The sequence below is a fragment of the Mizugakiibacter sediminis genome, assembly GCF_000953855.2.
Classification (GTDB): domain Bacteria; phylum Pseudomonadota; class Gammaproteobacteria; order Xanthomonadales; family Rhodanobacteraceae; genus Mizugakiibacter; species Mizugakiibacter sediminis.
Window position 1 is genome coordinate 29,827 of record NZ_DF970189.1, and the last position, 25,163, is coordinate 54,989.

The 25,163-nt window shown below is 72.3% G+C and carries 23 protein-coding genes, 1 tRNA gene and 1 other RNA gene; 18 read left to right on the plus strand and 7 right to left on the minus strand.

Annotation, left to right across the window (positions count from 1 at the left end; translation table 11 throughout):
- The 10 genes from MBSD_RS07495 to mprF form a co-directional block, all read left to right on the plus strand.
- On the plus strand, positions 1-2,280 hold a 2,280-nt coding region (locus MBSD_RS07495; RefSeq protein WP_237071764.1), incomplete at its 5' end, for a DUF1631 domain-containing protein.
- Entirely contained in the window at positions 2,277-2,624 is a 348-nt protein-coding gene (locus MBSD_RS07500; RefSeq protein ID WP_062536548.1) for a PilZ domain-containing protein, read from the plus strand. The genes MBSD_RS07495 and MBSD_RS07500, both read left to right, overlap by 4 nt.
- Positions 2,625-2,637: 13 nt before the next feature.
- Positions 2,638-3,741 carry an FAD:protein FMN transferase gene (locus tag MBSD_RS07505; protein WP_062536550.1) on the plus strand — a complete coding sequence of 368 codons (1,104 nt, stop codon included), beginning with the start codon at positions 2,638-2,640 and terminating at the stop codon, positions 3,739-3,741.
- Positions 3,742-3,821: 80 nt separating this feature from the next.
- The gene (pepQ, locus tag MBSD_RS07510) at positions 3,822-5,147 is read left to right on the plus strand and encodes a Xaa-Pro dipeptidase (protein WP_062536552.1); all 1,326 of its coding nucleotides are present in this window, start codon (positions 3,822-3,824) and stop codon (positions 5,145-5,147) included.
- A 154-nt stretch (positions 5,148-5,301) separates the two neighbouring features.
- Positions 5,302-5,514: a cytochrome oxidase putative small subunit CydP gene (cydP, locus tag MBSD_RS07515; protein WP_062536586.1), complete on the plus strand. Its 213-nt coding sequence runs from the start codon at positions 5,302-5,304 to the stop codon at positions 5,512-5,514.
- Positions 5,515-5,516: 2 nt separating this feature from the next.
- The gene (locus MBSD_RS07520) at positions 5,517-7,097 is read left to right on the plus strand and encodes a cytochrome ubiquinol oxidase subunit I (RefSeq protein ID WP_062536553.1); all 1,581 of its coding nucleotides are present in this window, start codon (positions 5,517-5,519) and stop codon (positions 7,095-7,097) included.
- Positions 7,098-7,115: 18 nt separating this feature from the next.
- Positions 7,116-8,246: a cytochrome d ubiquinol oxidase subunit II gene (gene cydB, locus MBSD_RS07525; protein WP_062536556.1), complete on the plus strand. Its 1,131-nt coding sequence runs from the start codon at positions 7,116-7,118 to the stop codon at positions 8,244-8,246.
- A gap of 52 nt (positions 8,247-8,298) precedes the next feature.
- A complete protein-coding gene (cydX, locus tag MBSD_RS07530; protein ID WP_082306547.1) occupies positions 8,299-8,418 on the plus strand; it encodes a cytochrome bd-I oxidase subunit CydX in 120 nt (39 codons plus the stop codon).
- Positions 8,419-8,469: 51 nt separating this feature from the next.
- Complete coding sequence (locus MBSD_RS07535; protein WP_062536558.1) at positions 8,470-9,348, plus strand: AcvB/VirJ family lysyl-phosphatidylglycerol hydrolase; 879 nt, start codon at positions 8,470-8,472, stop codon at positions 9,346-9,348.
- A gap of 11 nt (positions 9,349-9,359) precedes the next feature.
- Positions 9,360-11,990, plus strand: a complete 2,631-nt coding sequence (mprF, locus tag MBSD_RS07540) for a bifunctional lysylphosphatidylglycerol flippase/synthetase MprF (protein ID WP_062536561.1) — start codon at positions 9,360-9,362, stop codon at positions 11,988-11,990.
- Positions 11,991-12,038: 48 nt separating this feature from the next.
- On the opposite strand, the gene MBSD_RS07545 is transcribed toward mprF, so the two are convergent.
- From MBSD_RS07545 to MBSD_RS07560, 4 genes are all read right to left on the minus strand, one after another.
- Positions 12,039-12,665: a hypothetical protein gene (locus MBSD_RS07545; RefSeq protein ID WP_062536563.1), complete on the minus strand. Its 627-nt coding sequence runs from the start codon at positions 12,663-12,665 to the stop codon at positions 12,039-12,041.
- Positions 12,666-12,895: 230 nt separating this feature from the next.
- Positions 12,896-14,236, minus strand: coding sequence for an AcvB/VirJ family lysyl-phosphatidylglycerol hydrolase (locus tag MBSD_RS07550; RefSeq protein WP_082306548.1), 1,341 nt, complete (start codon positions 14,234-14,236; stop codon positions 12,896-12,898).
- Complete coding sequence (locus MBSD_RS07555) at positions 14,233-15,552, minus strand: aminopeptidase P N-terminal domain-containing protein (RefSeq protein WP_062536568.1); 1,320 nt, start codon at positions 15,550-15,552, stop codon at positions 14,233-14,235. The genes MBSD_RS07550 and MBSD_RS07555 overlap by 4 nt, the downstream gene beginning before the upstream one ends.
- Positions 15,552-16,139 (minus strand): UPF0149 family protein, encoded by a 588-nt coding sequence (locus MBSD_RS07560; RefSeq protein WP_062536570.1) that lies wholly within the window; start codon positions 16,137-16,139, stop codon positions 15,552-15,554. Before MBSD_RS07560 ends, MBSD_RS07555 begins: the two co-directional genes overlap by 1 nt.
- Positions 16,140-16,248: 109 nt before the next feature.
- Here MBSD_RS07560 and MBSD_RS07565 point away from each other — a divergent pair, with 109 nt between their 5' ends.
- From MBSD_RS07565 to rpiA, 7 genes are all read left to right on the plus strand, one after another.
- The gene (locus tag MBSD_RS07565; RefSeq protein WP_148667832.1) at positions 16,249-20,877 is read left to right on the plus strand and encodes an EAL domain-containing protein; all 4,629 of its coding nucleotides are present in this window, start codon (positions 16,249-16,251) and stop codon (positions 20,875-20,877) included.
- A gap of 9 nt (positions 20,878-20,886) precedes the next feature.
- Entirely contained in the window at positions 20,887-21,111 is a 225-nt protein-coding gene (locus MBSD_RS07570) for a TIGR02449 family protein (RefSeq protein WP_062536573.1), read from the plus strand.
- Between the two features lie 23 nt (positions 21,112-21,134).
- Positions 21,135-21,437 carry a cell division protein ZapA gene (locus tag MBSD_RS07575; RefSeq protein WP_062536575.1) on the plus strand — a complete coding sequence of 101 codons (303 nt, stop codon included), beginning with the start codon at positions 21,135-21,137 and terminating at the stop codon, positions 21,435-21,437.
- A gap of 8 nt (positions 21,438-21,445) precedes the next feature.
- Positions 21,446-21,632, plus strand: a non-coding RNA gene (gene ssrS / locus MBSD_RS07580) — 6S RNA.
- Between the two features lie 28 nt (positions 21,633-21,660).
- A complete protein-coding gene (locus MBSD_RS07585; RefSeq protein ID WP_062536577.1) occupies positions 21,661-22,266 on the plus strand; it encodes a 5-formyltetrahydrofolate cyclo-ligase in 606 nt (201 codons plus the stop codon).
- Positions 22,263-22,715, plus strand: a complete 453-nt coding sequence (locus tag MBSD_RS07590; RefSeq protein ID WP_062536579.1) for an EVE domain-containing protein — start codon at positions 22,263-22,265, stop codon at positions 22,713-22,715. The genes MBSD_RS07585 and MBSD_RS07590 overlap by 4 nt, the downstream gene beginning before the upstream one ends.
- 186 nt (positions 22,716-22,901) lie before the next feature.
- The gene (gene rpiA, locus MBSD_RS07595; protein WP_062536581.1) at positions 22,902-23,546 is read left to right on the plus strand and encodes a ribose-5-phosphate isomerase RpiA; all 645 of its coding nucleotides are present in this window, start codon (positions 22,902-22,904) and stop codon (positions 23,544-23,546) included.
- Between the two features lie 60 nt (positions 23,547-23,606).
- Here rpiA and MBSD_RS07600 read toward each other — a convergent pair.
- The 3 genes from MBSD_RS07600 to rplM form a co-directional block, all read right to left on the minus strand.
- Positions 23,607-23,680: transfer RNA gene (locus MBSD_RS07600), tRNA-Gln, on the minus strand.
- Between the two features lie 27 nt (positions 23,681-23,707).
- The gene (gene rpsI / locus MBSD_RS07605) at positions 23,708-24,103 is read right to left on the minus strand and encodes a 30S ribosomal protein S9 (RefSeq protein ID WP_062536583.1); all 396 of its coding nucleotides are present in this window, start codon (positions 24,101-24,103) and stop codon (positions 23,708-23,710) included.
- A 7-nt stretch (positions 24,104-24,110) separates the two neighbouring features.
- Positions 24,111-24,539 carry a 50S ribosomal protein L13 gene (gene rplM / locus MBSD_RS07610; RefSeq protein WP_062536585.1) on the minus strand — a complete coding sequence of 143 codons (429 nt, stop codon included), beginning with the start codon at positions 24,537-24,539 and terminating at the stop codon, positions 24,111-24,113.
- A 128-nt stretch (positions 24,540-24,667) separates the two neighbouring features.
- Here rplM and MBSD_RS07615 point away from each other — a divergent pair.
- Positions 24,668-25,163 (plus strand): 4Fe-4S dicluster domain-containing protein (locus tag MBSD_RS07615; RefSeq protein ID WP_114693220.1); only part of this gene is annotated, 496 nt, incomplete at its 3' end.

Below are 25,163 nucleotides of genomic sequence, written 5' to 3' on the forward strand. Positions count from 1 at the left end.
CATAGAATCCGCCTGACCTCGGGGGAGACCGCCATGGCCTCGGATGGGCGCACGCGCAACGAACCCTCATCGACCGCGCCGCCGACGCTGGCGGCGCGCACCGACCTGCCGCCGCGCGTGCGCCAGCTGCTCGACGAGCTGCTGGAGATGTGCAGCGCCCGCCTCGAGCCGGCGCTGCGCGCCACGCTGTCGGACTTCGAGCAGCAACTGTTCAAGCATGCCGAGCAGGCGCGCAACAACGCCGAACAGCAGCGTTGCTTCGACAGCCTGCGCGAGGTCAAGCGCGGCCGCGCCGACGTGGCGCCGCGCTTCCTGCTGGCACTGGAGGAACAGCTCGCCGCGCTGGACCGCACGCCGGCGAGCGGCCATGGCGTCGCCGCGGATGCGCTGAAGCTGGTCGACCAGCGCGAGCTGGAGGAGGCGCTGGCGCTGGAGGACATCGCCACGCGCGCCGAGGTGCGCTGCAGCGTCGCGCTGTACGAACTCGGCCACCGCTTCGGCGTGCTGATCGCCGCGCCGCTGATCGAGGCCGAAGCCTTGCCGCTCGGCCCCTACGCGATCACCGGCGCGCTGCAGCGCGCCGCCGCCGACCTCGAACTCTCGCTGGAACACAAGCTGCTGCTGTACCGCAGCTTCGACCGCCGCGTGATGGCCGCCGCCGGCGCCTTCTACGACGGCCTCAACCAGCATCTGGCCGCGCGCGGCATCCTCACGCAGTTGCGCGTGTTCCTGCCCAAGCGCGCGCAGGATGGCAAGGCCGCCGCGCCGGCGCCGCAAGCCGGCGGCGCCGCGCCGGGCGCCGTCCAGCCCGGCGCGCCCGTGGTCGATGCGGCGCGCGACGAGGAATCCTTCGCGCGGCTGCGCGAGCTGCTGGCGCAGCGGCGCACCATCCTCGGCCTGGCCGGCGAGGACGGCGGCGACGGCCACGTCGCCAGCGGCGACGAGCTGCAGGCCGTGCTGGCCGGGCTGCAGAACCGCCCGCCGCTGGTCAAGTCCGGCGGCCGCATGGTGCCGCGCACGATGCAGCACCTGCGCCAGGACCTGCTGGCGCACCTGCGCCAGTTCAGCCCGGGCGGCCAGCCGCCGCGGCTGGCAGCGCAGCACCGCGACACCCTCGACCTGGTCGGCATGCTGTTCGAGCACCTCGGCAAGGAGGTGCCGCTCGGCGGCCACGCCGAGAAGCTGCTGACGCGCCTGCAGGTGCCGCTGCTGCGCGTCGCGCTGTCCGATCCCAGTTTCTTCACCCAGCGCGCGCATCCCGCGCGGCGCCTGCTGAACACGCTGGTCGAGACCGCCGCCAACTGGATCGACAGCAGCGACGGCGAGGCCGACCCCACGCTGGTCGAGAAGATGCGCCTGCTGGTCGACCGCGTGCTCAACGAGTACACCGGCGACCTCGGGTTGTTCGAGCAGCTGCTCGGCGACCTCGACCGCCACATGTCGATGCTGGCGCGCAAGGCGGAAAGCGCCGAACGCCGCCACGTCGAGGCCGCGCAGGGCCGCGAGCGCCTGCAGACGGCGCGCATGCGCGCCAGCGCGGCGATCGCCGAGCGCCTGGCCGGCGCGCGCGTCGCGCCGCTGGTGCGCACCATGCTGGAGCAGGCCTGGACCGACGCGCTGGCGCTGTCGATCCTGCGCCACGGCGAGGACAGCCGCGCCTATCGCGAGCGTCTCGCCATCGCCGAGCGCCTGGTCAAGCCGGGCGCCGCCGAGGACAAGGAGGAGCTGCGCCGCGAGATCGAGCGCGGCCTCGGCCAGGTCGGCCTGCACGACGCCGACGCCGCGCAGGTGGCGCAGCGCGTGGTCGAGGGCGCCGCGGCCAACGACGACGAGGCGCCAGCCTCGCAGACCGAACTGGCGCTGCGGCTGAAGCAGCGCCAGCGCCTCGGCGAGGAGCTGAGCGTGCCGGCGCCGGCGCCGACCGCCGCCGTGCAGGCCACGCTCGACCTCGAGGAAAAGCGCATGCTGGAGCGGCTGAAGACGCTGCCCTTCGGCACCTGGTTCGAGTTCGTGCGCAGCCCGGGCGGCGAGACCGTCCGCCGCAAGCTGGCCTGGTACTCGACGCTGACCGGGCGCTGCCTGTTCGTCAACCAGCGCGGCGCGCGCTGCGACGAACGCAGCCTCGACCAGCTGGCGCGCGACATGCGGAGCGGGGCCGCGCGGCTGGTGCCGGCCGAGCAGGAATCGCTGATCGACCGCGCCTGGAACGCCATCACCGCGGCGCTGCGGCAGTTCGCCGGCCGCAGCGCCGTCCCCGCCCAGGGAGGAGCCGGCGCATGAGCGAGCAACGCCGCGCGCGACGCAAGCACGTCGCCGAAGTCATCGAGGTCGGCAACGCCATCACCGGCGCGCCGATGGGCCGCATAGGCAACCTCTCGCGCACCGGCCTGATGCTGATCAGCCACGAGCCGGTGCGCGAGGACGCGCTGTACCAGTTGAGCTTCGCCCTGCCGGCGCCGAACGGGCGCATGCGCACGCTGGAAGTCGGTGTGCACGAGCAATGGAGCGAGCCCGCCGCGGTGCCGGGACAGTACTGGGCCGGCTTCCGCATCATCGCGCTGGGCGAGGACGACGCCGCGGTGCTGGACGCCTGGCTGGCCGATTCCGCGCACACCTCGCTGTGATCCCGCGGCGCCGATGAACCCCGCGGCCACGACGCGCCGTCGCGCGCTGGCGCTGGCGGCGGCAGGCACCCTCGCCGCCGTCCTCGTCGCCGCGGCGCTGCGCGCCCCGCGCGCGCCCGCGCGCGCCGAGTTCTTCGTGTTCGGCAGCCTGTCCTCGGTGGAACTGCGCGGCGCCACGGCGCGGCAGGCGCAAGACGCGTTCGCCGCGATCGGCGCGCAGTTGCGCCAGGACGAGCGCGACTGGCATCCGTGGCAGCCGAGCGCGCTGATGCGCCTGAACGCCGCGCTGGCCCGCGGCGAGCCGCTGCGCGTGCCGCCGAACCTGGCCGGGCTGATCCGCCGCGCGCAGTGGGGCTACCGCGCCAGCGGCGGCCTGTTCGATCCCGCGATCGGCGCACTGATCGAAGCCTGGGGCTTCCACACCAGCGTCTACCCGATCGCCGCGCCGCCGCCGGCGCAAGCCACCATCGACGCGCTGCGGGCCGCGTATCCGACCATGGACGACGTCACGGTCGCCGCCGACGGCACCGTCGCCAGCCGCAACCGCGCCGTGCAGCTCGACCTGAACGGCCTCGCCGAAGGCTACGCCGCCGAGCAGGCCGCGGCGCTGCTGCGCGCGCGCGGCATCGCCGACGCGTTGATCGACGTCGGCGGCGACGTGCTGGCGCTGGGCACCGCCGACGGGCGGCGCTGGCGCGTGGCGGTCGAGGACCCGCGCGGCAAGGCGCCGCTGGCCGTCGCCGAGCTGGCCGGCCACGAGGCGCTGTTCACTTCCGGCGACTACCACAAGTACCGCGAGATCGCCGGCCAGCGCTGGGCGCACATCCTCGATCCGCGCGACGGCCTGCCGCTGCACGGCGACGCCGCCACCGCCGCGGTGATCGCCGGCGACGCCGTGGTCGCCGACATCGCCTCGACCACGTTGATGATCGCCGGCCCGGCGCGTTTCGCCGACGCCGCGCGCGGGCTGGGCGTGCGCTGCGCGCTGCTGTTGACGCACGACGGCCGGCTGTACCTGACGCCGTCGATGCGGGCGCGCATCGCCGTGCTGGCGCCGCTGGCCTCGACCAACGTCGCCGCCGGCCCGGTCGAGCGCTGCGACGCCGCCGGGCCCTGAGCGCGGCGCCGGCGCGACCGGCGGGCCTTGGCGCGCCGGCGCGCTTCGCGGCACCATGGCGGTTCCACCGGAGACCGCCGATGACCGAGACCCTGGCCGCGCTCTATCCCGCCCACCTCGCCACCCTGCGCGCGCGCGCCGACGCCGCACTGGCGCGCTCCGGCCACGAGCACCTGCTGGTGCCGGCGGGCGTCGCGCACTACCAGTTCCTCGACGACCGGCCGTATCCGTTCGCGGTCAATCCGCACTTCAAGGCCTGGCTGCCGGTGACCGACGCGCCCGGCTCCTGGCTGGTCTACACGCCCGGGCGCAAGCCCAAGCTGGTGTTCCTGCAGCCGCGCGACTACTGGCACGTGGTGCCGCAGGCGCCGGCCGGCTACTGGGTCGAGCACTTCGAGATCGCGATCATCCGCGAGCCGCGCGAGGCGCGCGCGCACTTCCCCGCCGACGCCGCGCGCTGCGCCATCCTCGGCGAGGACAACGCCGCCGTGGACGGCTACGCGCCGAACAATCCGCCGGCGGTGCTCGACCACCTGCACTACCACCGCGCGTACAAGACGCCGTACGAGCTGGAGGCGATGCGCCGCGCCAGCGCGATCGGCGCGCGCGCGCACCGCGCCGCCGAGCAGGCGTTCCGCGCCGGCGAATCCGAGTACGGCATCCACATGGCCTACCTGCACGCGGCGGCGCAGACCGAGAACGAGCTGCCCTACAGCAACATCATCGGCCTGAACGCGCACGGCGCGGTGCTGCACTACACCGATCTCGAGCGCACGCCGCCGGCGCAGGCGCTCAGTTTCCTGATCGACGCCGGCGCCAGCTTCCACGGCTACGCCTGCGACATCACCCGCACCTACGCCGCGCCGGCGGCGGCGGAATTCCAGGCGTTGATCGATGCGGTCGACGCCGCGCAGCGCGGCTTCTGCGCGCGCGTGCGCGCCGGCCAGGACTACGCCACGCTGCACGTGCACGCGCACCACGTGCTGGCCTCCGTGCTGAAGGAACACGGCTTCATCCGCATGAGCGCGGAGAGCGCGGTCGAATCGGGGGTGTCCTCGGCGTTCTTCCCGCACGGGCTCGGCCACGGCATCGGCCTGCAGGTGCACGAGGTCGCCGGCTTCCAGCGCAGCGAGACCGGCGGCACCATCCCGAAACCGCCGGGCCATCCCTATCTCCGCCTGACGCGCCCGCTGGCGCCCGGCATGGTGGTGACGATCGAGCCCGGCCTCTACTTCATCCCGATGCTGCTGGACGAGCTGAAGGCGAAGCCGGCCGGCCGCGACGTCGACTGGGCGAAGGTCGACGCCTTCCGCAAGTACGGCGGCATCCGCATCGAGGACGACGTGGTCTGCACCGAGGGCGCGCCGGAGAACCTCACGCGCGACGCCTTCGCCGCCGCGGCGTAGCGCCATGCCACCGCCGCGCGGGTTTGACCATCGTCAAATCCCGCGCGGCGCAAACCGCGATCATCGCCGACGACACGGCACGCTGCGACGCCTTGCCGCGCTTGCCTGCGGCCGCGGCAGGCGTATGCTGCGCGCGCAGCGAGAGGGCTCCGCGATGACCCCTGCCACGCGCTCCTCGGCACCTTCCGGCCACGCGCCCGCGGCGCGCCGCGACCTGCGGCGCCTCGCCGTCGAGCTCGTCGGCGTGGTGCTCGTCAAGATCGCCCTGCTGCTGCTCGTCTACTACGCCTTCTTCGCGCCCTACCCGCGGCCGGACACGCGCCCCGCCGCGATCGAACGCACGCTCGCACCTTCGTCAGGGAGCTAGCCATGGCCGATGCCGCCGTCGTCGATCTGTCGCGCCTGCAGTTCGCGCTCACCGCGCTGTACCACTTCCTGTTCGTGCCGCTGACGCTCGGCCTGTCATGGATGCTCGCCATCATGGAGAGCGTCTACGTGATGACCGGGCGCGAGATCTGGAAGCGCATGGTGCAGTTCTGGGGCGTGCTGTTCGGCATCAACTTCGCCATGGGCGTCGCCACCGGCGTGACCATGGAGTTCCAGTTCGGCACCAACTGGGCCTACTACGCGCACTACGTCGGCGACATCTTCGGCGCGCCGCTGGCGATCGAAGGTTTGATGGCGTTCTTCCTCGAGGCCACCTTCGTCGGCCTGTTCTTCTTCGGCTGGGAGCGGCTGAGCAAGCTGCAGCACCTGATCTGCACCTTCCTGCTGGCGCTCGGCACCAACCTCTCGGCGGTGTGGATCCTGATCGCCAACGGCTGGATGCAGCACCCGGTCGGCGCCGAGTTCAACCCCGACACCATGCGCATGGAGATCACCTCGTTCAGGGACGTGATCTTCAATCCGGTAGCGCAGGCGAAGTTCGTGCACACGGTCAGCGCCGGCTACGTGGTCGGCGCGATGTTCGTGCTGTCGATCAGCGCCTGGTACCTGCTGCGTGGGCGCAACGCCGACTTCGCCAAACGCTCGATGACGGTGGCAGCGAGCTTCGGCCTGGCGGCGGCGCTGTCGGTGGTGGTGCTGGGCGACGAGTCCGGCTACACCGTGTCCGAGAACCAGAAGATGAAGCTGGCGGCGATCGAGGCGATGTGGGAAACCGAACCGCCGCCGGCGCCGTTCACCGTGTTCGGCCTGCCCGACGTCGCCGCGCGCACCACGCACGCGGCGGTCAGGGTGCCGTGGGCGCTCGGCCTGATCGCCACGCGCTCGACCGACACGCCGCTGCCCGGCATCAACGACCTCGAGCAGCGCGCCGAGGAGCGCATCGCCGACGGCCTGATCGCCTACGACGCCATGCTGCGTCTGCGCGCCGACCGCAGCGACGCCGACGCGCGCCTCGCGCTGCGCGACCACGCCGGCGACCTCGGCTACGCGCTGCTGCTGAAGCGCGTGATCGACGATCCGCGCAAAGCCACGCCCGAGGACATCCGCAAGGCGGCGGCGAGCACCATCCCCAACGTGCCGGTGCTGTTCTGGTCGTTCCGCGTGATGGTCGGCCTCGGCTTCTTCTTCATCCTGCTGTTCGCGTACTCGTTCTGGCTGGCCAGCAAGCGCCGCCTCGACGCGCACCGCTGGTATCTGCAACTGGCGCTGTGGAGCCTGCCGCTGCCGTGGCTGGCCGCGGAGCTCGGCTGGATCGTCGCCGAGTACGGGCGCCAGCCGTGGGCGATCGAGGGCGTGCTGCCGACCGCGCTCGGCGTGTCCTCGGTCAGCGCCACGCAGGTGTGGTTCTCGCTGGGCGGCTTCGTGCTGTTCTACACCGCGCTCGCCGTGGTCGACGCGATGCTGATGCTGAAGTACGCGCGCAAGGGCCCGGACGGCCTCGGCATGTGGCCGCCGCCGGCCGCCGCGCCGGCGATGCCGCTGCAGGCGGCCTCGAACGCGTGATCGACAAGGAGCCGCGCCATGTTCGACTACGAATTCCTGCGCGTGATCTGGTGGCTGATCCTCGGCGTGCTGCTGATCGGCTTCGCCGTCTTCGACGGCTTCGATTTCGGCGTCGCCGCGCTGCTGAAGGTGATCGGCCGCAATGACGAGGAGCGCCGCGCGCTGCTCGAGACCATCGAACCGGTGTGGGAAGGCAACCAGGTGTGGTTCGTGCTTGGCGGCGGCGCCGCCTTCGCCGCCTGGCCGCTGCTGTACGCGGTGTCGTTCTCCGGCCTGTACATCGCGATGTTCGTGGTGCTGCTGGCCTTCATCGTGCGGCCGGTCGGCTTCAACTTCCGCAACAAGATGCCGGGCGCGCGCTGGCGCGGCTTCTGGGACTGGGCGCTGACGCTGTCCGGCGTGGTGGTGGCGCTGGTCGCCGGCGTCGCCTTCGGCAACCTGTTCCTCGGCGTGCCGTTCCGCTTCGACGAGGAACTGCGCATGACCTGGCAGGGCGGTTTCCTCGACCTGTTCCGTCCGTTCGCGCTGCTGGCCGGCGTGGTCAGCCTGACGATGCTGGCGACGCACGGCGCGACCTACGCCGCGCTGAAGGCCGACGAGACGCTGGCCGCGCGCGCCGCGCGCCTCGCGCGCCTGGGCGCGATCGCCTTCCTGGTCGCCTACGCGCTGGCCGGCGCCTGGCTGGCCTACCGCGTGCCCGGCTACACGGTCACCGCGATCGAGAGCGGCGCCAGCGTGTCCAACCCGCTGTTCAAGACCGTCGCCGGCAGCAGCAACTGGTTCGGCAGCTACGCGATCCGGCCGCTGTTCTGGCTGGCGCCCGCGGCGGCCGCGCTGGGCGCGCTGGGCGTGCTGGCGCTGGCCGGACGCCGCGGCATGGGCGGCTTCCTCGCCTCCAGCCTGATGATCGCCGGCACCATCCTCTCCGCCGGCTTCGCGCTGTTCCCGTTCCTGCTGCCCTCCAGCCTCGATCCGCGCTCCAGCCTGACCGTGTGGGACGCCTCCTCCAGCCGCACCACGCTCGCCATCATGCTGGTGTGCGTGCTGGTGTTCCTGCCGCTCGTGCTGGCCTACACCGCCTGGGTCTACCGCGTGCTGCGCGGGCGGGTGACGCTGGAGCACGTGCGCAAGAGCCACGGCATGTATTGAGTCGCCACCGCCAAAGTCCCTACCATTCGCCGCTGCAGGAGACTCGCGAGCCATGTGGTACTTCAGCTGGATCCTCGGTCTCGGCCTGGCCTGCGCGTTCGGCATCCTCAACGCCATGTGGTACGAGGTGCACGCCGACGAGCAGGCCCGCCGCGAACGCCGGGAGCGCTGAAACTTCCGCGCCACGTCACGGTCTTCGCATGCCCGCGTGTGGAGACCGTCGATGCGCACCCCGCTGCTTCTCGCCGCCCTGGCCTGCGCGCAGGCCGCGGCCGCGTCTGCCCCGCCGCCGGATGAACCGGCGCCGCCGAGCGCCTCCGCGCCCGCGCAGGCGCACCCGGCCGATGCGCGCCCGGCGAAGAACGTTCCCGATCCCGCCGCCGCGCGCCTGATCGAGGCGCCGCCGTTCGGCCTGGTCACCGTGTACGCGCCGCAGGGCGCGGCGCGCGGCCTGCTGCTGTTCGCTTCCGGCGACGGCGGCTGGAACCTCGGCGTGCGCGACATGGCGCACACCGCCGCCGCGCAGGGTCTGTGGGTGGCCGGCTTCGACACGCCGAAATTCCTGAAGACCGTGGACGCCGCCGCCGGCGGCTGCACCGACAGCGCCGCGCTGCTGGCGCAGCTCGCCGCGCGCGTCGAGCGCGACCTCGGCCTGCCGCGCGGCCTGCCGGTGCTGCTGGCCGGCTACTCCTCCGGCGCCACCCTGGTCTACGCCGCGCTGGCGCAGGCGCCGCAGGGCACGTTCGCCGGCGGCCTCAGCCTCGGTTTCTGCCCGGACCTGATGTTCCACCGCAGCTTCTGCCCCGGCGCCGGCCACCTGACCAGCTTCATGCAGACGACACCGTTCCGCTCGCCGGTGTTCAACCGCGCCGATCGCCTCGGCGCGCCCTGGCGCGTGCTGCAGGGCGACATCGACCAGGTCTGCGCGCCGCACTACGCGCCCGACTACACGCAGGGCATGGACGGCGCGAAGGTGTGGCCGCTGCCGCATGTCGGCCACGGCTTCGGCGTGCCGCACCACTGGATGCCGCAGTACCTCGAGGCGCTGGAAAGCCTGCTGCCAGCACCGTATGCGAACATGACGACGTCGCCCGACCGCTGACGGATCGCCGCATGGACGTCCCCTCGCCCGACACGCCCGCCGACGCGTCGCGCCCGGCCTCGCGTCTGGCGCGCCTGCGCTGGCTGGTGCCGCTCGGCTTCCTCGCGCTGACCGGCTGGCTGGTCTGGCGCGAACTGGCCGGCTTCGACTTGCACCAGATGGAGCGGATCCTGGTGCACGTGCCGACCGCGCACGCCGCCGGCATGGCCGCGCTGGCGCTGCTGGCGGTGGCGTTCACCGGCCTGATCGACCTGCGCATCGCGCGCTGGCTGGGCATCGGCGTGCCGGCCCGCGAGCTGCTGCGGCTGTCGTTCGTCGCCAATGCGCTGGCCAACACGCTCAACCTGTCCGGCGCGGTCGGCTCGGGCGTGCGCCTGCTCGGCTTCTCCGCGCGGCAGGTGCCGCTGAAGCGCACCGCCGCGCTGATCGGCCTGCAGGTGCTGTCGCTGCCGCTCGGCCTGTCGGCGATGGTGATCGCCACGCTCGCCGCCGGCATCGCGCCGACCGCGCCGGGCGCGGCGACGCAGACGCTGGCGCTGCTGGTGCTGGCCGCGGCGGCGCTGTACCTGCCGCTGTATTTCCTGCTGACCGGCCGCCGCCCGCTGATGCGCTGGCTGCCGGACGACGCCGGCCTGCCGCCGCTGCGCCTGCGCGGCGAGCTGGCGCTGCTGTCGCTGGCCGACTGGCTGCTGGCGGGCGGCGTGCTGTGGCTGTGCCTGCGCCTGGCCGACGTGCCGGTCGAACTGCCGGTGCTGCTCGGCGCCTACACGGGCGCGGCCGTGCTCGGCCTGGTCAGCATGATCCCGGGCGGCTTCGGCGTGTTCGACGGCCTGTTGCTGCTGGCGCTCGGCAGCGCCGGCCTGCCCGCCGCCGGCATCACCGCCGGCCTGGTGCTGTTCCGCATCGCCTACTACCTGCTGCCGCTGCTGGCGGCGCTGTATCTCGGCGCCGGCATGCTGGCGCTGCGCGTGCCGGCGCTGACGCGGCTGCGCTCGCGCCTCGCCAATCACCCGCTGTTCGGCGTGCTGGGCCTGCCGGCCAGTCTGCTCGCCGACCTCGGCATGCGCCTGCTGGCGCTGCTCACTTTCGGCGCCGGCGTGCTGGAACTGGGCTCGGCGGCGATGCCCTCGCTGCAGGAGCGCTTCCTGCATGCGCGCAAGCTGCTGCCGCTGGAGGCGATGGAAGGCTCGCACTGGCTGTCGGTGCTGACCGGCGTGCTGCTGCTCGGTTTGGCGCGCGGCATCGACGGCCGCCTGCGCATGGCCTATCGCGTCGCGCAGTGGGTGCTGTGGATCAGCGCCGTGCTGGCGGTGACCAAGGGTCTGCACTGGGGCGAGGCGGCGTTTCTGCTGGTGGTATCCGGCCTGCTGCGCACGCGCCGCAGCGATTTCTCCCGGCGCGCGATGAATCTGTCCTCGGCGCGCACGCTGGGCTGGCTGGCCGGCCTGATCGCCGTGGTCACGGTGTTCTTCGCCATCGGCGTGGCCGCGGTGCTGGGCGACGACAGCTTCGACCTGTGGGAAGTCGGCGTCGGCGCGCACAGCTCGCGCCTCGGCCGCGGCCTCGCCGCCGCGCTGATCGGCCTCGCCCTGTACCTGATCTGGCAGGCGTTCGCGGTGAAGCGGCCGCAGTTGCCGAAACCGGACCGCGCCGAGCTGGAGCAGGCACGCGCGCTGTACCTCGAACACGGCGGCGGCGAGTTCGCCCACCTCACCTTCATGGGCGACAAGCACCTGCTGTGGGCCGCCGACCACGCCGCGGTGATCGCCTACGGCGCGATCCGCGATCGCCTGGTCGCGCTGGGCTCGCCGTGCGGCCCGCCGGACGCTATCGAGCGCGCCATCCTCGACTTCCGCCGCTTCGCCGACAGCCAGGACCGCGTGCCGGTGTTCTACGAGGTGCTGGAGCCGGAGCTGTCGCTGTACCACGACCTCGGCTTCGACCTGTTCAAGCTCGGCGAACTGGCGCTGGTGCGGCTCGACGAATTCTCGCTGGCCGGCAAGCGCTGGGAAGACCTGCGCCAGGCGGTCAACCGCGCGGCGCGCGAACAGCTCAGCTTCGAGATCGTGCAGCCGCCGTTCGACACCGCGGTGCTCGCCGACGTCGAGCGCATCTCCGACGCCTGGCTGGCGCACAAGGGCTCGGTCGAAAAGGGCTTCTCGCTGGGCCGCCACGACCCCGACTACCTCGCCTGGAGTCCGCTGGCGCTGGTGCGCCGCGCCGGCGAGCCGATCGCCTTCGCCAACGTGCTGCCGCCGTACGGCCCCAACGGCACCGCCAGCGTCGACCTGATGCGCCACCTGCCCGACGCGCCGCGCGGCACCATGGACTACCTGTTCGCGCAGGTGATGCAGTGGGCGAAGGAGCAGGGCCACGCCACGTTCAGCCTGGGCATGGCGCCACTGTCCAACGTCGGCGCCAATCCCTACGCCCGCACCAACGAGCGCCTCGCCGCGCTGGCCTTCCGGCACGGCGGCAAGCTCTACAACTACCAGGGCGTGCGCCGCTACAAGGACAAGTTCAGGCCGGAATGGGTCGGCGCCTACCTCGCCTACCCGCGCGGCCTGTGGGTGCCCGGCCTGCTGCTCGACATCGCCGCGCTGGTGTCCGGCGGCTATCGGCGGTTCCTGTTCGGCGGCTGATGCGTCGAACCACAGGCGGCGAACGCCGCCGCACTGCATCCTGCACGCTCATCCCTGCGACGCCTTGCGCGTGGCGAAGAATTCCTGCTCCTTGCGCCAGGTCTTGCCCGGGCCGTCCTGCACCTCCGCGCGCCAGCGGAACGACTGCGGGCGGATGTCGAAGAAGATCCAGCGCATCGGCGTGCCGTCGGGGTTCCGGCCGTCCTGCACGATCTCGTCGCCGCGCCGGTGCGCGAGCATCTGCCACTGCGCCGCGTACACGGGATCGATGTAGGTGATGTGCCACTCGTCGCGCTGCGGATCGTAGTAGCGCAGCGTGGTGCCGTAGCTTTCCTTCACGCCGGCACCGTGTTGGCCGCGCGCGCCGCGCGCCGGGACGATGAACGCGTCCTGGATCGCACGCCCTTCGAGCGCCCAGCGGAAATTCCACTCGCCCTGCCGCACCGTCGGCGCGCCGTGCTGTGGATAGTTGGTGATGCGCACGTCCCAGTCGCCGACGAACTGGCCGTACAGCGCCAGCTTGTCGGCCAGCGCAGGCAGCGGCGCGGCGGCGAGCAGGCCGCCGTCGTCGGCCGGCGCCGCGGCCGAACCGGCTTCAACATCGGCAGCCGGCGCGGGCCGAGTCATCAGCACCAGCAGCGCGGCACAACATTTGATCGAGAAGGAGATCGACATCCGCGAGCGTCCGTCCCCGCCGGCGGCGGGATCGTCGGCAGCCTAAGCGGATGCGCGGCGGCGGCGCTTGGAGAAAATTGCGTCGCGGTCGCGCCGCAATTTCAGGCGCGTGCAGGTTGGGTTGCGCGTAACGATACGCGACGCACATGACCCAACGCTTCGATGGGTTTCGCCGCGCTCGACCCATCCTGCGAAATGCACCCTTCTCGCCAAGCGCGGATGGGAGCGCCTCACCTCGGCAGCGCCTCGAGGATCGCCTGCCCCAGCCTGGCGTAGTCGCCTTCGTAGTGGTGGCCGCCCGGCAGTTGCACCCACCGCACTTCGTGGCGCGCGGCGGGGCCGGCGCAGTAGGCGTCCTGCTCGGCCTGGCCAGAGACGCACACCAGCGGCACCTTGCTGGCGGCGACTTCCGGGTCGACCGGCAGCGCGTCGGCCTGGTGCACGTCGCCGAACCAGTCGCCGACCTTGATCTCGAACACCGCCTCGGGGTCGGGCGAGATCATCACGCCGCCGGCGACGCGCGCGCGCGCGGCCTCCGGCAGGCGGTTCGCCACCACCGGCACCAGCCCGGCGCCGAACGAGTAGCCGATCAGCACGAAGCGGGCGTGCGGATACTGCGCGCCATAGTGCTCGATGATGCGCGCCACCGCCTGCGCCGCTTCCTGCGGCGTGCGCTTGTGCCAGAAGAATTCCAGCGTGCTCATGCCGACCACGCGCACGCCGTGCTGCGCCAGCACCGCGGCGACGCCCTTGTCGAGGCCGGCCCAGCCGCCGTCGCCGGTGAGGATCACGGCGATGCGGCCGTCCTCGGCGCCCTGCGGCGCGATCTCGGTCAGCGGCAGGTCGCTCAGCGTGTCGGCCGCTGCGCTCGCGCCGGGCGCGGGCGCGTTCAACGCGTCCAGCGCGTCGGCGAGCGCGGCGCCGTCGCGCGGCTGCGGCGCCGGCACGTAGGCGAAGGTGTCGCGCAGCACGCCCGGCGGGCCGTTCAGGCGCGCGCCCGGCGCGAGCGGCGGCGCCGCCCACGGCAGCGGCAGCGGCGTCACCAGGGCGATGCGGAAGCCGCGCGCGGCGGCGACCGTGGCGACGCCGGCGTCGCCAGGACAGAACGCGCGCGGCAGGCGGAAATCGAAATCCCAGCCCAGTGTCGCCATGCCGGCGAAAGTGCCGGCCGGCGCCTGCACGCCCAGCGCGTAGACGAAGTCGGCGCCGGCGCCGAAGCCGGCGAGGTACGGCGGCTGGTAGGCCGGCATGGCGACGTGGCGCTCCATCCAGTGCGCCAGTTCCTCGACGTGGCCGGCGGGATAGCTGCACTTGTCGGCAAGCCCTTCGAGGCGCGCCAGATACGCCGGCAGGCTGATCGTGAACACCAGGCTGCCGCGCTCGGCGAGGCCCTGCGCGTAGGCGGCGGTGGCCGCATCCGCACCGTGCAGGTCGGAGAACAGCAGCACGCTGCGCCGCGCCGCGCCGATCGGCCGCGCGATCGCCACCGGGCCGAACAGGCCGTAGTCCTGCGTCTCGACGGCCGGCAGCGGCGCGGCGGCCAGCGCGAGGTTCAGCAATGTCGCGATCATCGCGTGTCCTTGCGCCGCGCCAGCAGCGCTTCCAGGGCTTCGGGTTCCTTCGGCACCGCGGCGGTCAGCACTTCCGGCGCATCGGCCGTGACGGCGACGTCGTCCTCGATGCGGATGCCGATGCCGCGCCAACGTTCCGCCACGCCGCGCTCGTCGGACGGGACGTAGATGCCGGGTTCGACCGTCACCACCATGCCGGGTTCGAGCAGGCGCGGTTCGCCGTCGACGCGGTAGTCGCCGACGTCGTGCACGTCGAGGCCGAGCCAGTGGCCGGTCTTGTGCGGGAAGAAGCGCCGATGGGCGCCGCTCTCGATCGCTGCGTCGGCGTCGCCCTTCAGCAGCTTAAGCGCGCACAGTCCTTCGGCGACCACGCGCACGGCGGCGTCGTGCGCGGCGCTGAACGGGCGGCCGGGGCGCACTTCGTCGATCGCCGCCTGCTGCGCCGCCAGCACCACCTCGTACAGGGCGCGCTGCTCGCGCGACCAGCGGCCGTTCACCGGAAACGTGCGCGTGATGTCGGAGGCGTAGCACTCGACCTCGGCGCCGGCGTCGATCAGCACCAGGTCGCCGTCGCGCAGCGGCGCGCGGTTGGCCTGGTAGTGCATCACGCAGGCGTTGGCGCCGCCGGCGACGATCGGCGGATAGGACGGCACCGCGCCGCGAACGCGCATCGCGTGCAGCAGCGCCGCCTCCACCGCGTACTCGCCGGCGCCGGGGCGCGCGGCGTGCATCGCCGCGTGGTGCGCCTCCGCGGCCACCGCCGCGGCCCGGCGCATCAGCTTCAGCTCGGCGCGCGACTTGTACAGGCGCTGGTCGTGCAGCAGATGCGCCAGCGCGACGAACTCCTTCGGCACCACGCCGCCGCCGCGCAGCGCGCGCAGGCGGCGCACCCACGTCAGCAGTTTCGCGTCGAAGTCGGCGTCGCGGCCGAAATGGCAGTACAGGCGCGCGCGGCCCTCGATCATGCCGGGCAGGATGTCGTCGATGTCCTCGATCGGGAAGGCGTCGTCCATGCCGTAGTCGCGCACCGCGCCCTCGCTGCCGATGCGCGCGCCCTCGAAGCGCTCGCGCTCGGGTTCGCGCTCGCGGCAGAACAGGATCGTCTCGCCGGCGCGGCGGCCGGGCAGCAGCGCCAGCACCGCCTCCGGCTCGGGGAAGCCGGTGAGGTAGTGGAAGTCGGAATCCTGCCGGTACGGATAGGCGGCGTCGGCGTTGCGCATGCGTTCGGGCGCGGCGGCGACGATCACCGCCGCATCCTCGCCGGCCATGCGCATCAGCTGGCGCCGGCGCCGGGCGAACTCGGCCGGGGCGATCATCAGTGCAGGGTGCCGGAGCCGGATTTGCCGATGGGCCGGCTGCCGCGCCGCGGCGCATTCAGCTCGACGTACAGCAGCAGCACGCCGACGCGGACGAATTCCAGCACCTCGGCCAGCGCGTTCTCGTCCTCGTCGTCGTCGCCGTAGGAGAAACGCGAGCCGGCGATGGTGCCGAGGTCGCGCAGGATCTCCTGGCCGTCGTCGCTCAGCGGACGCTGCGCGCCCGCGCCGGCCAAACCGAGGCCGCCGAGGAAGCCGCGGCACCATTCGACCAGCGCATCGGCGCGTTCGGCGAGCGGGCGGCCGTCCTCGGGCAGCAGCGGCGCGAAGCCGAGTTCGGGATCCTCGAGCTGGGCGTGGCATTCGCCGTAGAGCTGCTCCAGCACGCGGTGCGCGCCGTCGTGGGCGGCGGCCGCGTCCTCGCCTTCCAGTTCCAGCGCCTCGAGGAAATGGCGCGCGCCGGCGCGACCGCCGCCGCACAGATAGCCGGTCAGGGAGCCGTGCAGGTCGCTGGCGGCGACGCCGAACCGCAACTGGGCCAGGGCGGCGCCCAGGGCGGCGTGGGTGATGGTGGGGACAGGGGCCATGGCGCTCTCGTCGGCGCGATTCTAGCAGCGGCGGCGCGCCCGGCGGCACGTTCCGTGCAGGTTTGCGGGCGAGGCTCTACACTCCCCGCAGGGGGCCCAGAAGACGCGCATGACCACGGGTGCCATGACGATGCTTCGGCCGCTGCGCCGACTGCTGTGCGCGACCGGCCGCCGCCTGGCGCTGCTGGCCCTCGCGCTCGGCTGCGCCGGCGCGGCGGCCTACGAGCGCGATTACTACTTCGAGACGCTGACCAGCGACAACGGCCTGGCGCAGAACAGCGTCACCGTGATCTTCCAGGACCCGCTGGGCTACCTCTGGTTCGTCACCCAGGGCGGGCTGCACCGCTACGACGGCTACCGCCTGCAGCGCTTCCAGCACGACCCGGGGCGCGCCGACAGCCTGCCCGACAACCTGGTGTCCTCGCTGGCCGACGCCGGCGACGGCCGGTTGTGGGTGGGCTCCACCGCCGGCGGCCTGGCCCTGTTCGATCCGACCAGCAACCGCATCGTGCCGCTGCCCGCCGCGGTCGCCCGCGCCGATCTGCCGGTGTTCGCCCTCAACGGCACGCCCGGCGGCCGCCTGCTGGTGGCCAGCGCGGAGGGCATCGACGCCGTCGATCCGCCGTACCGGCAGCGCGTCGCGCTGTGGCACGCGCCTTCGCGCGACCGCTCGTTCACCTACGGCTTCACGCGCTGTCCCGACGGCACCGTGTACGCCGCCACCTTCACCGGCCTGCTCGCCTTCGACGCGCGCGCCCGCGGCGCCCGCAGCATGGCGCTGCCCGCGGGCATCGCCCCCGAGTCCGTGCTGTGCACGGCCGAGCAGGGCCTGTTGCTGGGCGGGCCGCGAGGCCTGTTCCGCTACGACCCCGCCACCGCGCGCGCGGTCCATCTGTGGCCGCGCGACGGCGACGACCAGCGCGTCTCCGAGGTCGGCGCGATCGCGCGCGACCACGACGGCCGGCTGTGGCTCGGCGTGCGCGATCTCGGCCTGGTGCGTCTCGATCCGAAGAGCGGCGAGGTGCGCGCCCTGACGCCCAATCCGGACGTGCCGGGCAGCCTGCCGCAGTCCCACGTCAACACGCTGTACGTCGACCGCTCCGGCCTGCTGTGGGCGGGGCTGCGCTCGCACGGCATCGCCTACACGGAACCGGACGGCACGCTGTTCCACGACGTCGTCGACATGGCCGCCGCGCGGCTGCCCGAAGGCAACTTCGTGCGCGCCCTGTACGAGGGGGCGGACGGCGCGCTGTGGGTGGGCGTCGACGGCACCCTGAAACGCTACGACCGCCGCAGCCAGCAGTTCACCGACTACGGCCCGGCCATCGCCGAGGCGCAGGCCGGCTACGTCTCGGCGCACGCCGCCGAGGCCGAGCGCGACGCCTTCGCGCGCGCGCTCGGCGCCAACGCCAGCGAGCCCGGCGTGCGCGTGTACCGCATCGCCGGCGACCGCAACGGCCAGTTGGTCGTCGCCACCAGCCGCGGCCTGTTCCAGTTCGATCCGGCCACCGCCGCCGCGCGCGTCTACCCGATGGACGCCGAAGCCACCGCGCTGACCGCGGTCGGCGTGCGCGCGCTGGCGCTGGCGCGCGACGGCAGCCTGTGGCTGGGCCTGTCCGGGCGCGGCCTGCTGCACGTGCGCGATGGCCACGTCGTGCACTACTACCGGCACGATCCGGCCAATCCGCAAAGCCTGGCCTCGGACATCGTGGTGGTGCTGGCGGAGGACCACGACGGCCGCGTCTGGGCCGGCACCACCGACGGCCTCTCGCTGATCGAGCCGCGCAGCGGCGCGATCCGCAGCTTCCGCGAGAATCCGGCGCGGCCCGATTCGCTCAGCGGGCGGGTGGTCACCGACCTGCAGGTCGCCGACGACGGCACGCTGTGGGTCGGCACGCAGAGCGGCCTCGACCGCCTGGTGGCGCTGGACGCGCGCGGCGCGCACTTCCGCCGTTACGTCGGCAACGAAGGCCTGCCCGACTCGACCGTCTACTGCGTGCTCGACGACCGCGCCGGACACCTCTGGCTGAGTTCGAACCTCGGCATCTCGCGACTGAACCCCGCCGACGGCAGCGTGCGCGCCTTCACCCTGCGCGATGGCCTGCAGGGCCTGGAGTACAACAGCAACGCCTGCCTGCGCCTGCGCTCGGGCGAGCTGCTGTTCGGCGGCGTGCGCGGCTTCGACCGCGTGCAGCCCGAACGACTGCGCCAGAAAGGCTACGACCCGCCGGTGGTGATCACCGCCGTCGCCATCGACAACCGCGTGGCCGACGCGCCGCCGCCGGACGAACGGCTGCGGCTGGAGCGCTCCGACCGCCTGCTGCGCATCGATTTCGCCGCGCTGGACTTCGCCGCGCCGAGCCTGAACCGCTTCCAGTACCGCCTGCTCGGCTTCGACACCGACTGGATCGACGCCGGCACGCGCCACAGCGCCGCCTACACCAACCTGCCTGCCGGCGACTACCGCTTCGAGGTGCGCGGCAGCAACCACGAGGGCGTGTTCGGCAAGGGCCTGGCCGCGCTCGACATCGAGGTCGCGCCGCCCTGGTGGGCCACGCGCACGATGCGCGCGGTGTTCGCGCTGGCCGCCGCGCTGCTGGCGCTGGCGGTCTACTACGTCTGGCGCGCCAAGCGCCGCGAGGAGCAGCGCCACCGCGAGCAGTTGCAACAGCGCGAGGACCGGCTGCGGCTGGCGCTGTGGGGCTCGGGCGACGAGTTCTGGGACTGGGACATGCGCCAGGGCCTGCTGTACCGCATGGGCGCCGATCAGCTGCTCGGCAGCCGCCGCGGCGACCGCATCTCCGCCGAGGACTGGCGCAACTTCGCCGTGCATCCGGACGACCTGCCGCGCGTGGAGCGCGCGCTGGCCGACCACGTCAACGGCCTGACCGACCACTTCGAGGCCGAGTACCGCGTGATCAACACGCGCGGCGAATGGGTGTGGACGCTGTCGCGCGGCAAGGTGGTCGAGCGCGACGCGCACGGCCAGCCGCTGCGCGTGTGCGGCACCGCGCGCGACGTCACCTTCTCGCGCGCGGTCGAGCGCGACCGCCGCATCGCCGCCGAGGTGATCCGCAGCATGGCCGAGGCGGTCACCGTCTGCGACCTCGACTTCCGCTTCGTCTCGGTCAACCAGGCCTTCACGCGCATGTCCGGCTACGGCGAGGAGGAGGTGCTGGGCCAGGATGCGACGATCCTCAACTGCCACCAGCATCCGCCCGAGGCCTACGAGCAGGTGCGGCGCATCCTCGTCGAGACCGGCCACTGGCGCGGCGAGCTGTGGCAGCGGCGCAAGGACGGCGAGGAATTCCTGTGCTGGATGGAGCTCAGCGAGGTGCGCGACGCCGGCGGCGCGCGCACGCACTACGTGGCCGTGATGTCCGACATCACCGACCGCAAGCGCGTCGAGCAGGAGCTGCGCTACCTCGCCAACTACGACACCCTGACCGGCCTGCCCAACCGCACGCTGCTGGGCGAACGCCTCGGCCACGCGATCATTCGCGCGCGCCGCAGCGGGCGCAAGGTCGCCGTGCTGTTCCTCGACCTCGACCGCTTCAAGCACGTCAACGACTCGATGGGCCACGCCGCCGGCGACCGCATGCTGAAGGCGGCCGGCGCGCGCCTGCGCGCCTGCGTGCGCGAGCACGACACCGTCGCCCGCCTCGGCGGCGACGAGTTCACCGTGGTGCTGGAGGACATCCGCGACACCCTCGACGCCGAGGCGATGGCGCGCAAGCTGCTGGAGGCGTTCGGCGCGCCGCTGGAGCTCGAAACCAGCCAGGAGGTGGTGATCTCGCCGTCGATCGGCATCAGCCTGTACCCCGACCATGGCCAGGTGCCGACCGACCTCTTGAAGTACGCCGACACCGCGATGTACCAGGCCAAGGAGCGCGGCCGCAACACCTGGATGGTGTACACCGAAGCGATGGACGCGCAGGCGCGCATGCGCGCCACCATGATCGCCGCGCTGCGCCGCGCGCTGGAGCGCAACGAGTTCAGCGTGGTCTACCAGCCCAAGCAGTCGCTGGCGGACGGCCGCATCACCGGCGTCGAGGCGCTGCTGCGCTGGCACAGCGAGGACCTCGGCGAGATCCCGCCCAGCGAGTTCATCCCGCTGGCCGAGGAAACCGGCCAGATCGTCGAGATCGGCGAGTTCGTGCTGGGCATGGCCTGCGCCGAGCTGGCGCGCTGGCGCGAGGCCGGGCTGCGCGACCTGGTGATGGCGGTGAACCTGTCGGTGGCGCAACTGACGCGCAGCGAGCTGACCGGCCGCCTGTGCGACATCCTCGCCGAGCACGACATCGCGCCCAACCAGCTCGAGCTGGAACTGACCGAGAGCATGGTCATGGCCAACGCCGAGCAGTCGGTGCGCACGCTCGGCGAGCTGAAGGCGATCGGCGTGCGCCTCGCCATCGACGACTTCGGCACCGGCTACTCCTCGCTGGCCTACCTGAAGCGCCTGCCGATCGACAGCATCAAGATCGACAAGGAATTCGTCGGCGACATCACCTCCGACCCGGACGACGAGGCGATCACCGCCACGGTGATCGCGATGGCACACTCGCTGGGCCTGAACGTGGTCGCCGAGGGCGTGGAGACGCGCGAGCAGCTGGAGTACCTGCGCGAGCAGAACTGTGACGAAATCCAGGGTCACTGGCTGTCGCCGCCGCTGCCGCCGGAAGCGTGTCTCGCTTTCCTGCGGCAACGCGTTGACCGCCTGCGCGTGAGCCACCTATAGTCGATCGCCATGACCGACGCCGATCCGCTGAAGGCCGAAATCCAGGCGCTGGACGCCACCCTCGACCGCCTGCTGGAAACGCTCCGGCGGCTGACCGAGGAAAACCAGAGCCTGCGCCATAGCCAGGAACAGCTCGCCGCCGAGCGCGCCGGGCTGCTCGCGCGCAACGAGCAGGCGCGCACGCGCGTCGAAGCGATGATCCAGCGCCTGCGCGCGCTGGAAAACCCGGGCTGACGCCCGCGGCAGGGGGAACCGCGATGAGCGCCGCCGAACCGGTCAACGTCAAACTGCTGGATCGGGAATTCCTGGTCGCCTGCGCGCCCGAGGAGCGCGCCGGCCTGCTCGCCGCCGCCGCGCTGATCGACGGCAAGATGCGCGAGATCCGCGCCAACGCGAAGGCGCCCGGCTTCGACCGCATCGCCGTGCTGGCCGCGCTCGGCGTGGCACACGAATTGCTCGAACTGCGCCGGCAGCACGACGCGCAGGCGCGCACGCTCAGCGACGGCCTCGGCGCGCTGCGGCGCAAACTTGAAGGCGCGTTGCAGTCGCACCTAAAATAGCCGCCAGGTGTCCCCTGCGGTGTGCGACACGCGCACTTCAACATTTGCCTTGTTCCTATTACACGACCCAGGGTCGGCAGCACCGCGGCCGGTGCGCAGGTCCGCCACGAGCGGAAAGCCTAAAGCCGCGTAAGCCCTCCCACCTGATCCTCGGGATCAAGGTCGTTTGATGCGCACCGGCACCGCGGAGGGCACCCCTTCTTTCCTCCCGCCCAGGACCCGCGTGGACGCCGATCGCCGTGACCAGCGTGCGCGCCTGAGCGAGCGTCGCCAGGCCCTCCCCGCCGCCGCACGCATCGAAGCCGCGCAGGGCGTCGCGCGCCAGCTCGAGCGGCTGCCCGAATTCCTGGTGGATGCGCGCATCGGCGGCTACTGGGCCGTCACCGGCGAGCTGCCGCTGAACGTCGCCGTCGGCCGCCTGGCCGCGCGCGGCCAGTACTACCACCTGCCGGTGATCGCCGGCGCGCGCCGCCTGATGTTCGCGCCGTACCGCAGCGGCGACGCGCTGCAAGCGAACCGCTACGGCATCCCCGAACCGGCGGTGCCGCCCGAGCGCTGGCTCGCGCCGCAGGACATGGACCTGGTGCTGGTGCCGCTGCTGGCGTTCGACCGCCGCGGCCACCGGCTCGGCTTCGGCGGCGGCTACTACGACGCCAGCTTCGCCTTCCTGCGCGAACAGGCGCGGCCGGCGCGGCCGCTGCTGGTCGGCGTTGCCTATGCCTTCCAGGAGATCTCGGCGCTGCGCGCGCAGCCGTGGGACGTGCGCCTGGACTACGTCGCCACCGAGCACGAACTGATCGACTGCACCGAGCAGGACGAAGCGCGATGAACCACTGGCTGATGAAGTCCGAACCGGACACCTTCTCGATCGACGATCTGGCGCGCAAGCGCCGCGAAGCCTGGGACGGCGTGCGCAACTACCAGGCGCGCAACTACATGCGCGACGCCATGAAGACGGGCGATCCCGTGTTCTTCTACCACTCGAGCTGCGCGGCGCCCGGCATCGCCGGCATCGCCGCGGTGGCCAGCGCCGCCTACCCGGACCCCACGCAGTTCGATCCGCGCAGCCCCTACTTCGATCCCGGCAGCAGCCGCGACGATCCGCGCTGGATGCTGGTCGACGTGAAGTTCGTGCGCAAGCTGAAGCGCATCATCACCCTCGACGAGCTGAAGACGCACCGCGCGCTGGCCGCGATGCCGCTGTTGCAGCGCGGCACGCGGCTGTCGGTGCAGCCGGTGACGAAGGCGCAGTGGGATTTCATCCTCGCGCTGGAGTGAATCGAGGCGGAAGATCGGGACTCGGGAAGAGCGTAACAGCGCACCAAGACCGCCATGCCGGCACAAGCCGGAATCCGGCCGAAACAACGTGCAGGCTCGCGACATCCCGCGCCTCCGCCGCCTCGGCCACGTCACGACGATCGGCTATCCTGACCACCACGCCGCCCATCACCCATCGCACACCCCATGAGCAAGGACAACGAGAAACGCCTGGCCGGCGAGGCCGCGATCCGCTACGTCGAGGACGGCATGGTGGTCGGCGTCGGCACCGGTTCCACCGTCGCCTATTTCATCGACGCCCTGGCGCGGCGGCGCGACCGCATCGCCGGCGCCGTCTCCAGCTCCGAGCAGAGCACGCGCCTGCTGCGCGAACGCGGCATCGAGGTGCTGGACCTGAACGCCGTCGGCGAGCTGCCGCTGTACGTCGACGGCGCCGACGAGTGCGATCCGCACAAGCGGCTGATCAAGGGCGGCGGCGCCGCGCTGACGCGCGAGAAGATCGTCGCCGCGGCGTCGAAGCGCTTCGTCTGCATCATCGACAGCGGCAAGCGCGTCGACATCCTCGGCAAGTTCCCGCTGCCGGTCGAAGTGATCCCGATGGCGCGCAGCTACGTCGCCCGCGAGATCGTCAAGCGCGGCGGCCGGCCGGTGTGGCGCGACGGCGTCGTCACCGACAACGGCAACTGGATCCTCGACGTGCACGGCCTCAGCATCGTCGATCCGATCGGCCTCGAGCGCGACCTCAACCAGCTCGCCGGCGTGGTCACCGTCGGCCTGTTCGCGCAGCGCCCCGCCGACGTCGTGCTGGTCGGCGACCGCGAGATGGCGTAGCCGCGGTCCGCCGCCGCATCCAAAGAAAAAGGCCCGGTCGCGAGACCGGGCCTTTCCTTTTGGCTGGGGGACTAGGATTCGAACCTAGATAGGCAGAGTCAGAGTCTGCAGTCCTACCGTTAGACGATCCCCCAAAACCGGATCGCTGCCAGCAGTCCCGATCAGCGCTTGGAGAACTGCGTGGCGCGGCGGGCCTTGTGCAGGCCGACCTTCTTGCGCTCGACCTCGCGCGCGTCGCGGGTCATGAAGCCGGCCTTGCGCAGCGGCGCCTTCAGCGACTCGTCGTATTCGACCAGCGCGCGGGCGATGCCGAGGCGGATGGCGCCGGCCTGGCCGGTCATGCCGCCGCCCTCGACCGTCACCAGCACGTCGAACTTGTCGGTGCTCTGGGTCAGCTCGAGCGGCTGGCGCACGATCATGCGCGAGGTCTCGCGACCGAAGAACGCGTCCAGCGGCTTGCCGTTGACGGTGATGTTGCCGCTGCCCTTGCGGAGGAACACGCGGGCCGCGGCGCTCTTGCGGCGGCCGGTGCCGTAATTCTGCTGCGTCGTCGCCATGGGGTCCTCAGATCTCGAGCGGCTGCGGCTGCTGGGCGGCGTGCGGGTGCTCCGCGCCGCGGTACACCTTGAGCTTCCTGAACATCGCGCGACCGAGCGGATTCTTCGGCAGCATGCCCTTCACGCCGATCTCGATCGCGCGCTCCGGGTGCTTGGCCAGCATGTCGCGCAGCGACATCGACTTCAGGTTGCCCACGTAACCGGTGAAGCGGTGGTAGTACTTGTCGTCGAGCTTGCTGCCGGTGACGGCGATCTTCTCGGCGTTGACCACCACGATGTAGTCGCCGGTGTCCACGTGCGGGGTGAACACGGGCTTGTGCTTGCCGCGCAGCCGGCGCGCGATCTCCGAGCACAGACGGCCAAGCGTCTTGTCCGTGGCGTCGACCACGAGCCAATCGCGCTTGACGCTCTCCGGCTTGGCGCTGAACGTCTTCATCTCGAAAACCTTTGCCGTTCGAGGCACTTGAAAGTCAAAACGAAAGGCGCGGAAGAATAGCGGATGCCTGCCGCGCGCGCAAGTCCGCGGGCCGCGGACCGGGGAACGCGCATGTTAGCATGGCCGGGATGTCCGAGCCCCCCCGCGCCGCCCGCATCGCCGCCCTGGCCGACCAGTGCGTGCAGTGCGGGCTGTGCCTGCCGTACTGCCCCACCTACGGCCTCGATCGCACCGAGACGGAGTCGCCGCGCGGCCGCATCGCGCTGGCGCGCGGCGTCGCCCGCGGCAGCCTGATCGTCGACGCCGGCCTGCGCGGCCACCTCGACCACTGCCTCGGCTGCCTGGCCTGCGAGCGCGTCTGTCCATCCGGCGTGCAGTACGGCGCGCTGCTGGCGGAGACGCGCGCCCTGCTCGGTCCCGCCTCGCCGCGCGTGCAGCGGCTGGGCGCGCTGCTGGCCAAGCCGGCTTTCGTGCGTGCGATCGCGCGGCTGGCGCGGCTGACCCTGGCCTGGCGCTGGCTGCCCGCGCTGGCGCGCCGGCTGCCCGCGGATTCGGCGCTGCGCGCCGCCCTGGCCGCGGTACCGCGGCCGCCGGCGGTGCGCCGTCTGCCGGCGACGGCCGCAC

Coding starts and splice junctions, on each gene's coding strand:
- mprF (WP_062536561.1), top strand. CDS start 9,360: ATGGACGTCCCCTCGCCCGACACGCCCGCCGACGCGTCGCGCCCGGCC.
- MBSD_RS07520 (WP_062536553.1), top strand. CDS start 5,517: ATGGCCGATGCCGCCGTCGTCGATCTGTCGCGCCTGCAGTTCGCGCTC.
- MBSD_RS07565 (WP_148667832.1), top strand. CDS start 16,249: ATGACCACGGGTGCCATGACGATGCTTCGGCCGCTGCGCCGACTGCTG.
- MBSD_RS07545 (WP_062536563.1), bottom strand. CDS start 12,665: ATGTCGATCTCCTTCTCGATCAAATGTTGTGCCGCGCTGCTGGTGCTG.
- MBSD_RS07500 (WP_062536548.1), top strand. CDS start 2,277: ATGAGCGAGCAACGCCGCGCGCGACGCAAGCACGTCGCCGAAGTCATC.
- MBSD_RS07590 (WP_062536579.1), top strand. CDS start 22,263: ATGAACCACTGGCTGATGAAGTCCGAACCGGACACCTTCTCGATCGAC.
- MBSD_RS07505 (WP_062536550.1), top strand. CDS start 2,638: ATGAACCCCGCGGCCACGACGCGCCGTCGCGCGCTGGCGCTGGCGGCG.
- MBSD_RS07575 (WP_062536575.1), top strand. CDS start 21,135: ATGAGCGCCGCCGAACCGGTCAACGTCAAACTGCTGGATCGGGAATTC.
- cydP (WP_062536586.1), top strand. CDS start 5,302: ATGACCCCTGCCACGCGCTCCTCGGCACCTTCCGGCCACGCGCCCGCG.
- rpiA (WP_062536581.1), top strand. CDS start 22,902: ATGAGCAAGGACAACGAGAAACGCCTGGCCGGCGAGGCCGCGATCCGC.
- rplM (WP_062536585.1), bottom strand. CDS start 24,539: ATGAAGACGTTCAGCGCCAAGCCGGAGAGCGTCAAGCGCGATTGGCTC.
- rpsI (WP_062536583.1), bottom strand. CDS start 24,103: ATGGCGACGACGCAGCAGAATTACGGCACCGGCCGCCGCAAGAGCGCC.
- pepQ (WP_062536552.1), top strand. CDS start 3,822: ATGACCGAGACCCTGGCCGCGCTCTATCCCGCCCACCTCGCCACCCTG.
- MBSD_RS07570 (WP_062536573.1), top strand. CDS start 20,887: ATGACCGACGCCGATCCGCTGAAGGCCGAAATCCAGGCGCTGGACGCC.
- MBSD_RS07555 (WP_062536568.1), bottom strand. CDS start 15,552: ATGATCGCCCCGGCCGAGTTCGCCCGGCGCCGGCGCCAGCTGATGCGC.
- MBSD_RS07560 (WP_062536570.1), bottom strand. CDS start 16,139: ATGGCCCCTGTCCCCACCATCACCCACGCCGCCCTGGGCGCCGCCCTG.
- cydB (WP_062536556.1), top strand. CDS start 7,116: ATGTTCGACTACGAATTCCTGCGCGTGATCTGGTGGCTGATCCTCGGC.
- MBSD_RS07535 (WP_062536558.1), top strand. CDS start 8,470: ATGCGCACCCCGCTGCTTCTCGCCGCCCTGGCCTGCGCGCAGGCCGCG.
- cydX (WP_082306547.1), top strand. CDS start 8,299: ATGTGGTACTTCAGCTGGATCCTCGGTCTCGGCCTGGCCTGCGCGTTC.
- MBSD_RS07550 (WP_082306548.1), bottom strand. CDS start 14,236: ATGATCGCGACATTGCTGAACCTCGCGCTGGCCGCCGCGCCGCTGCCG.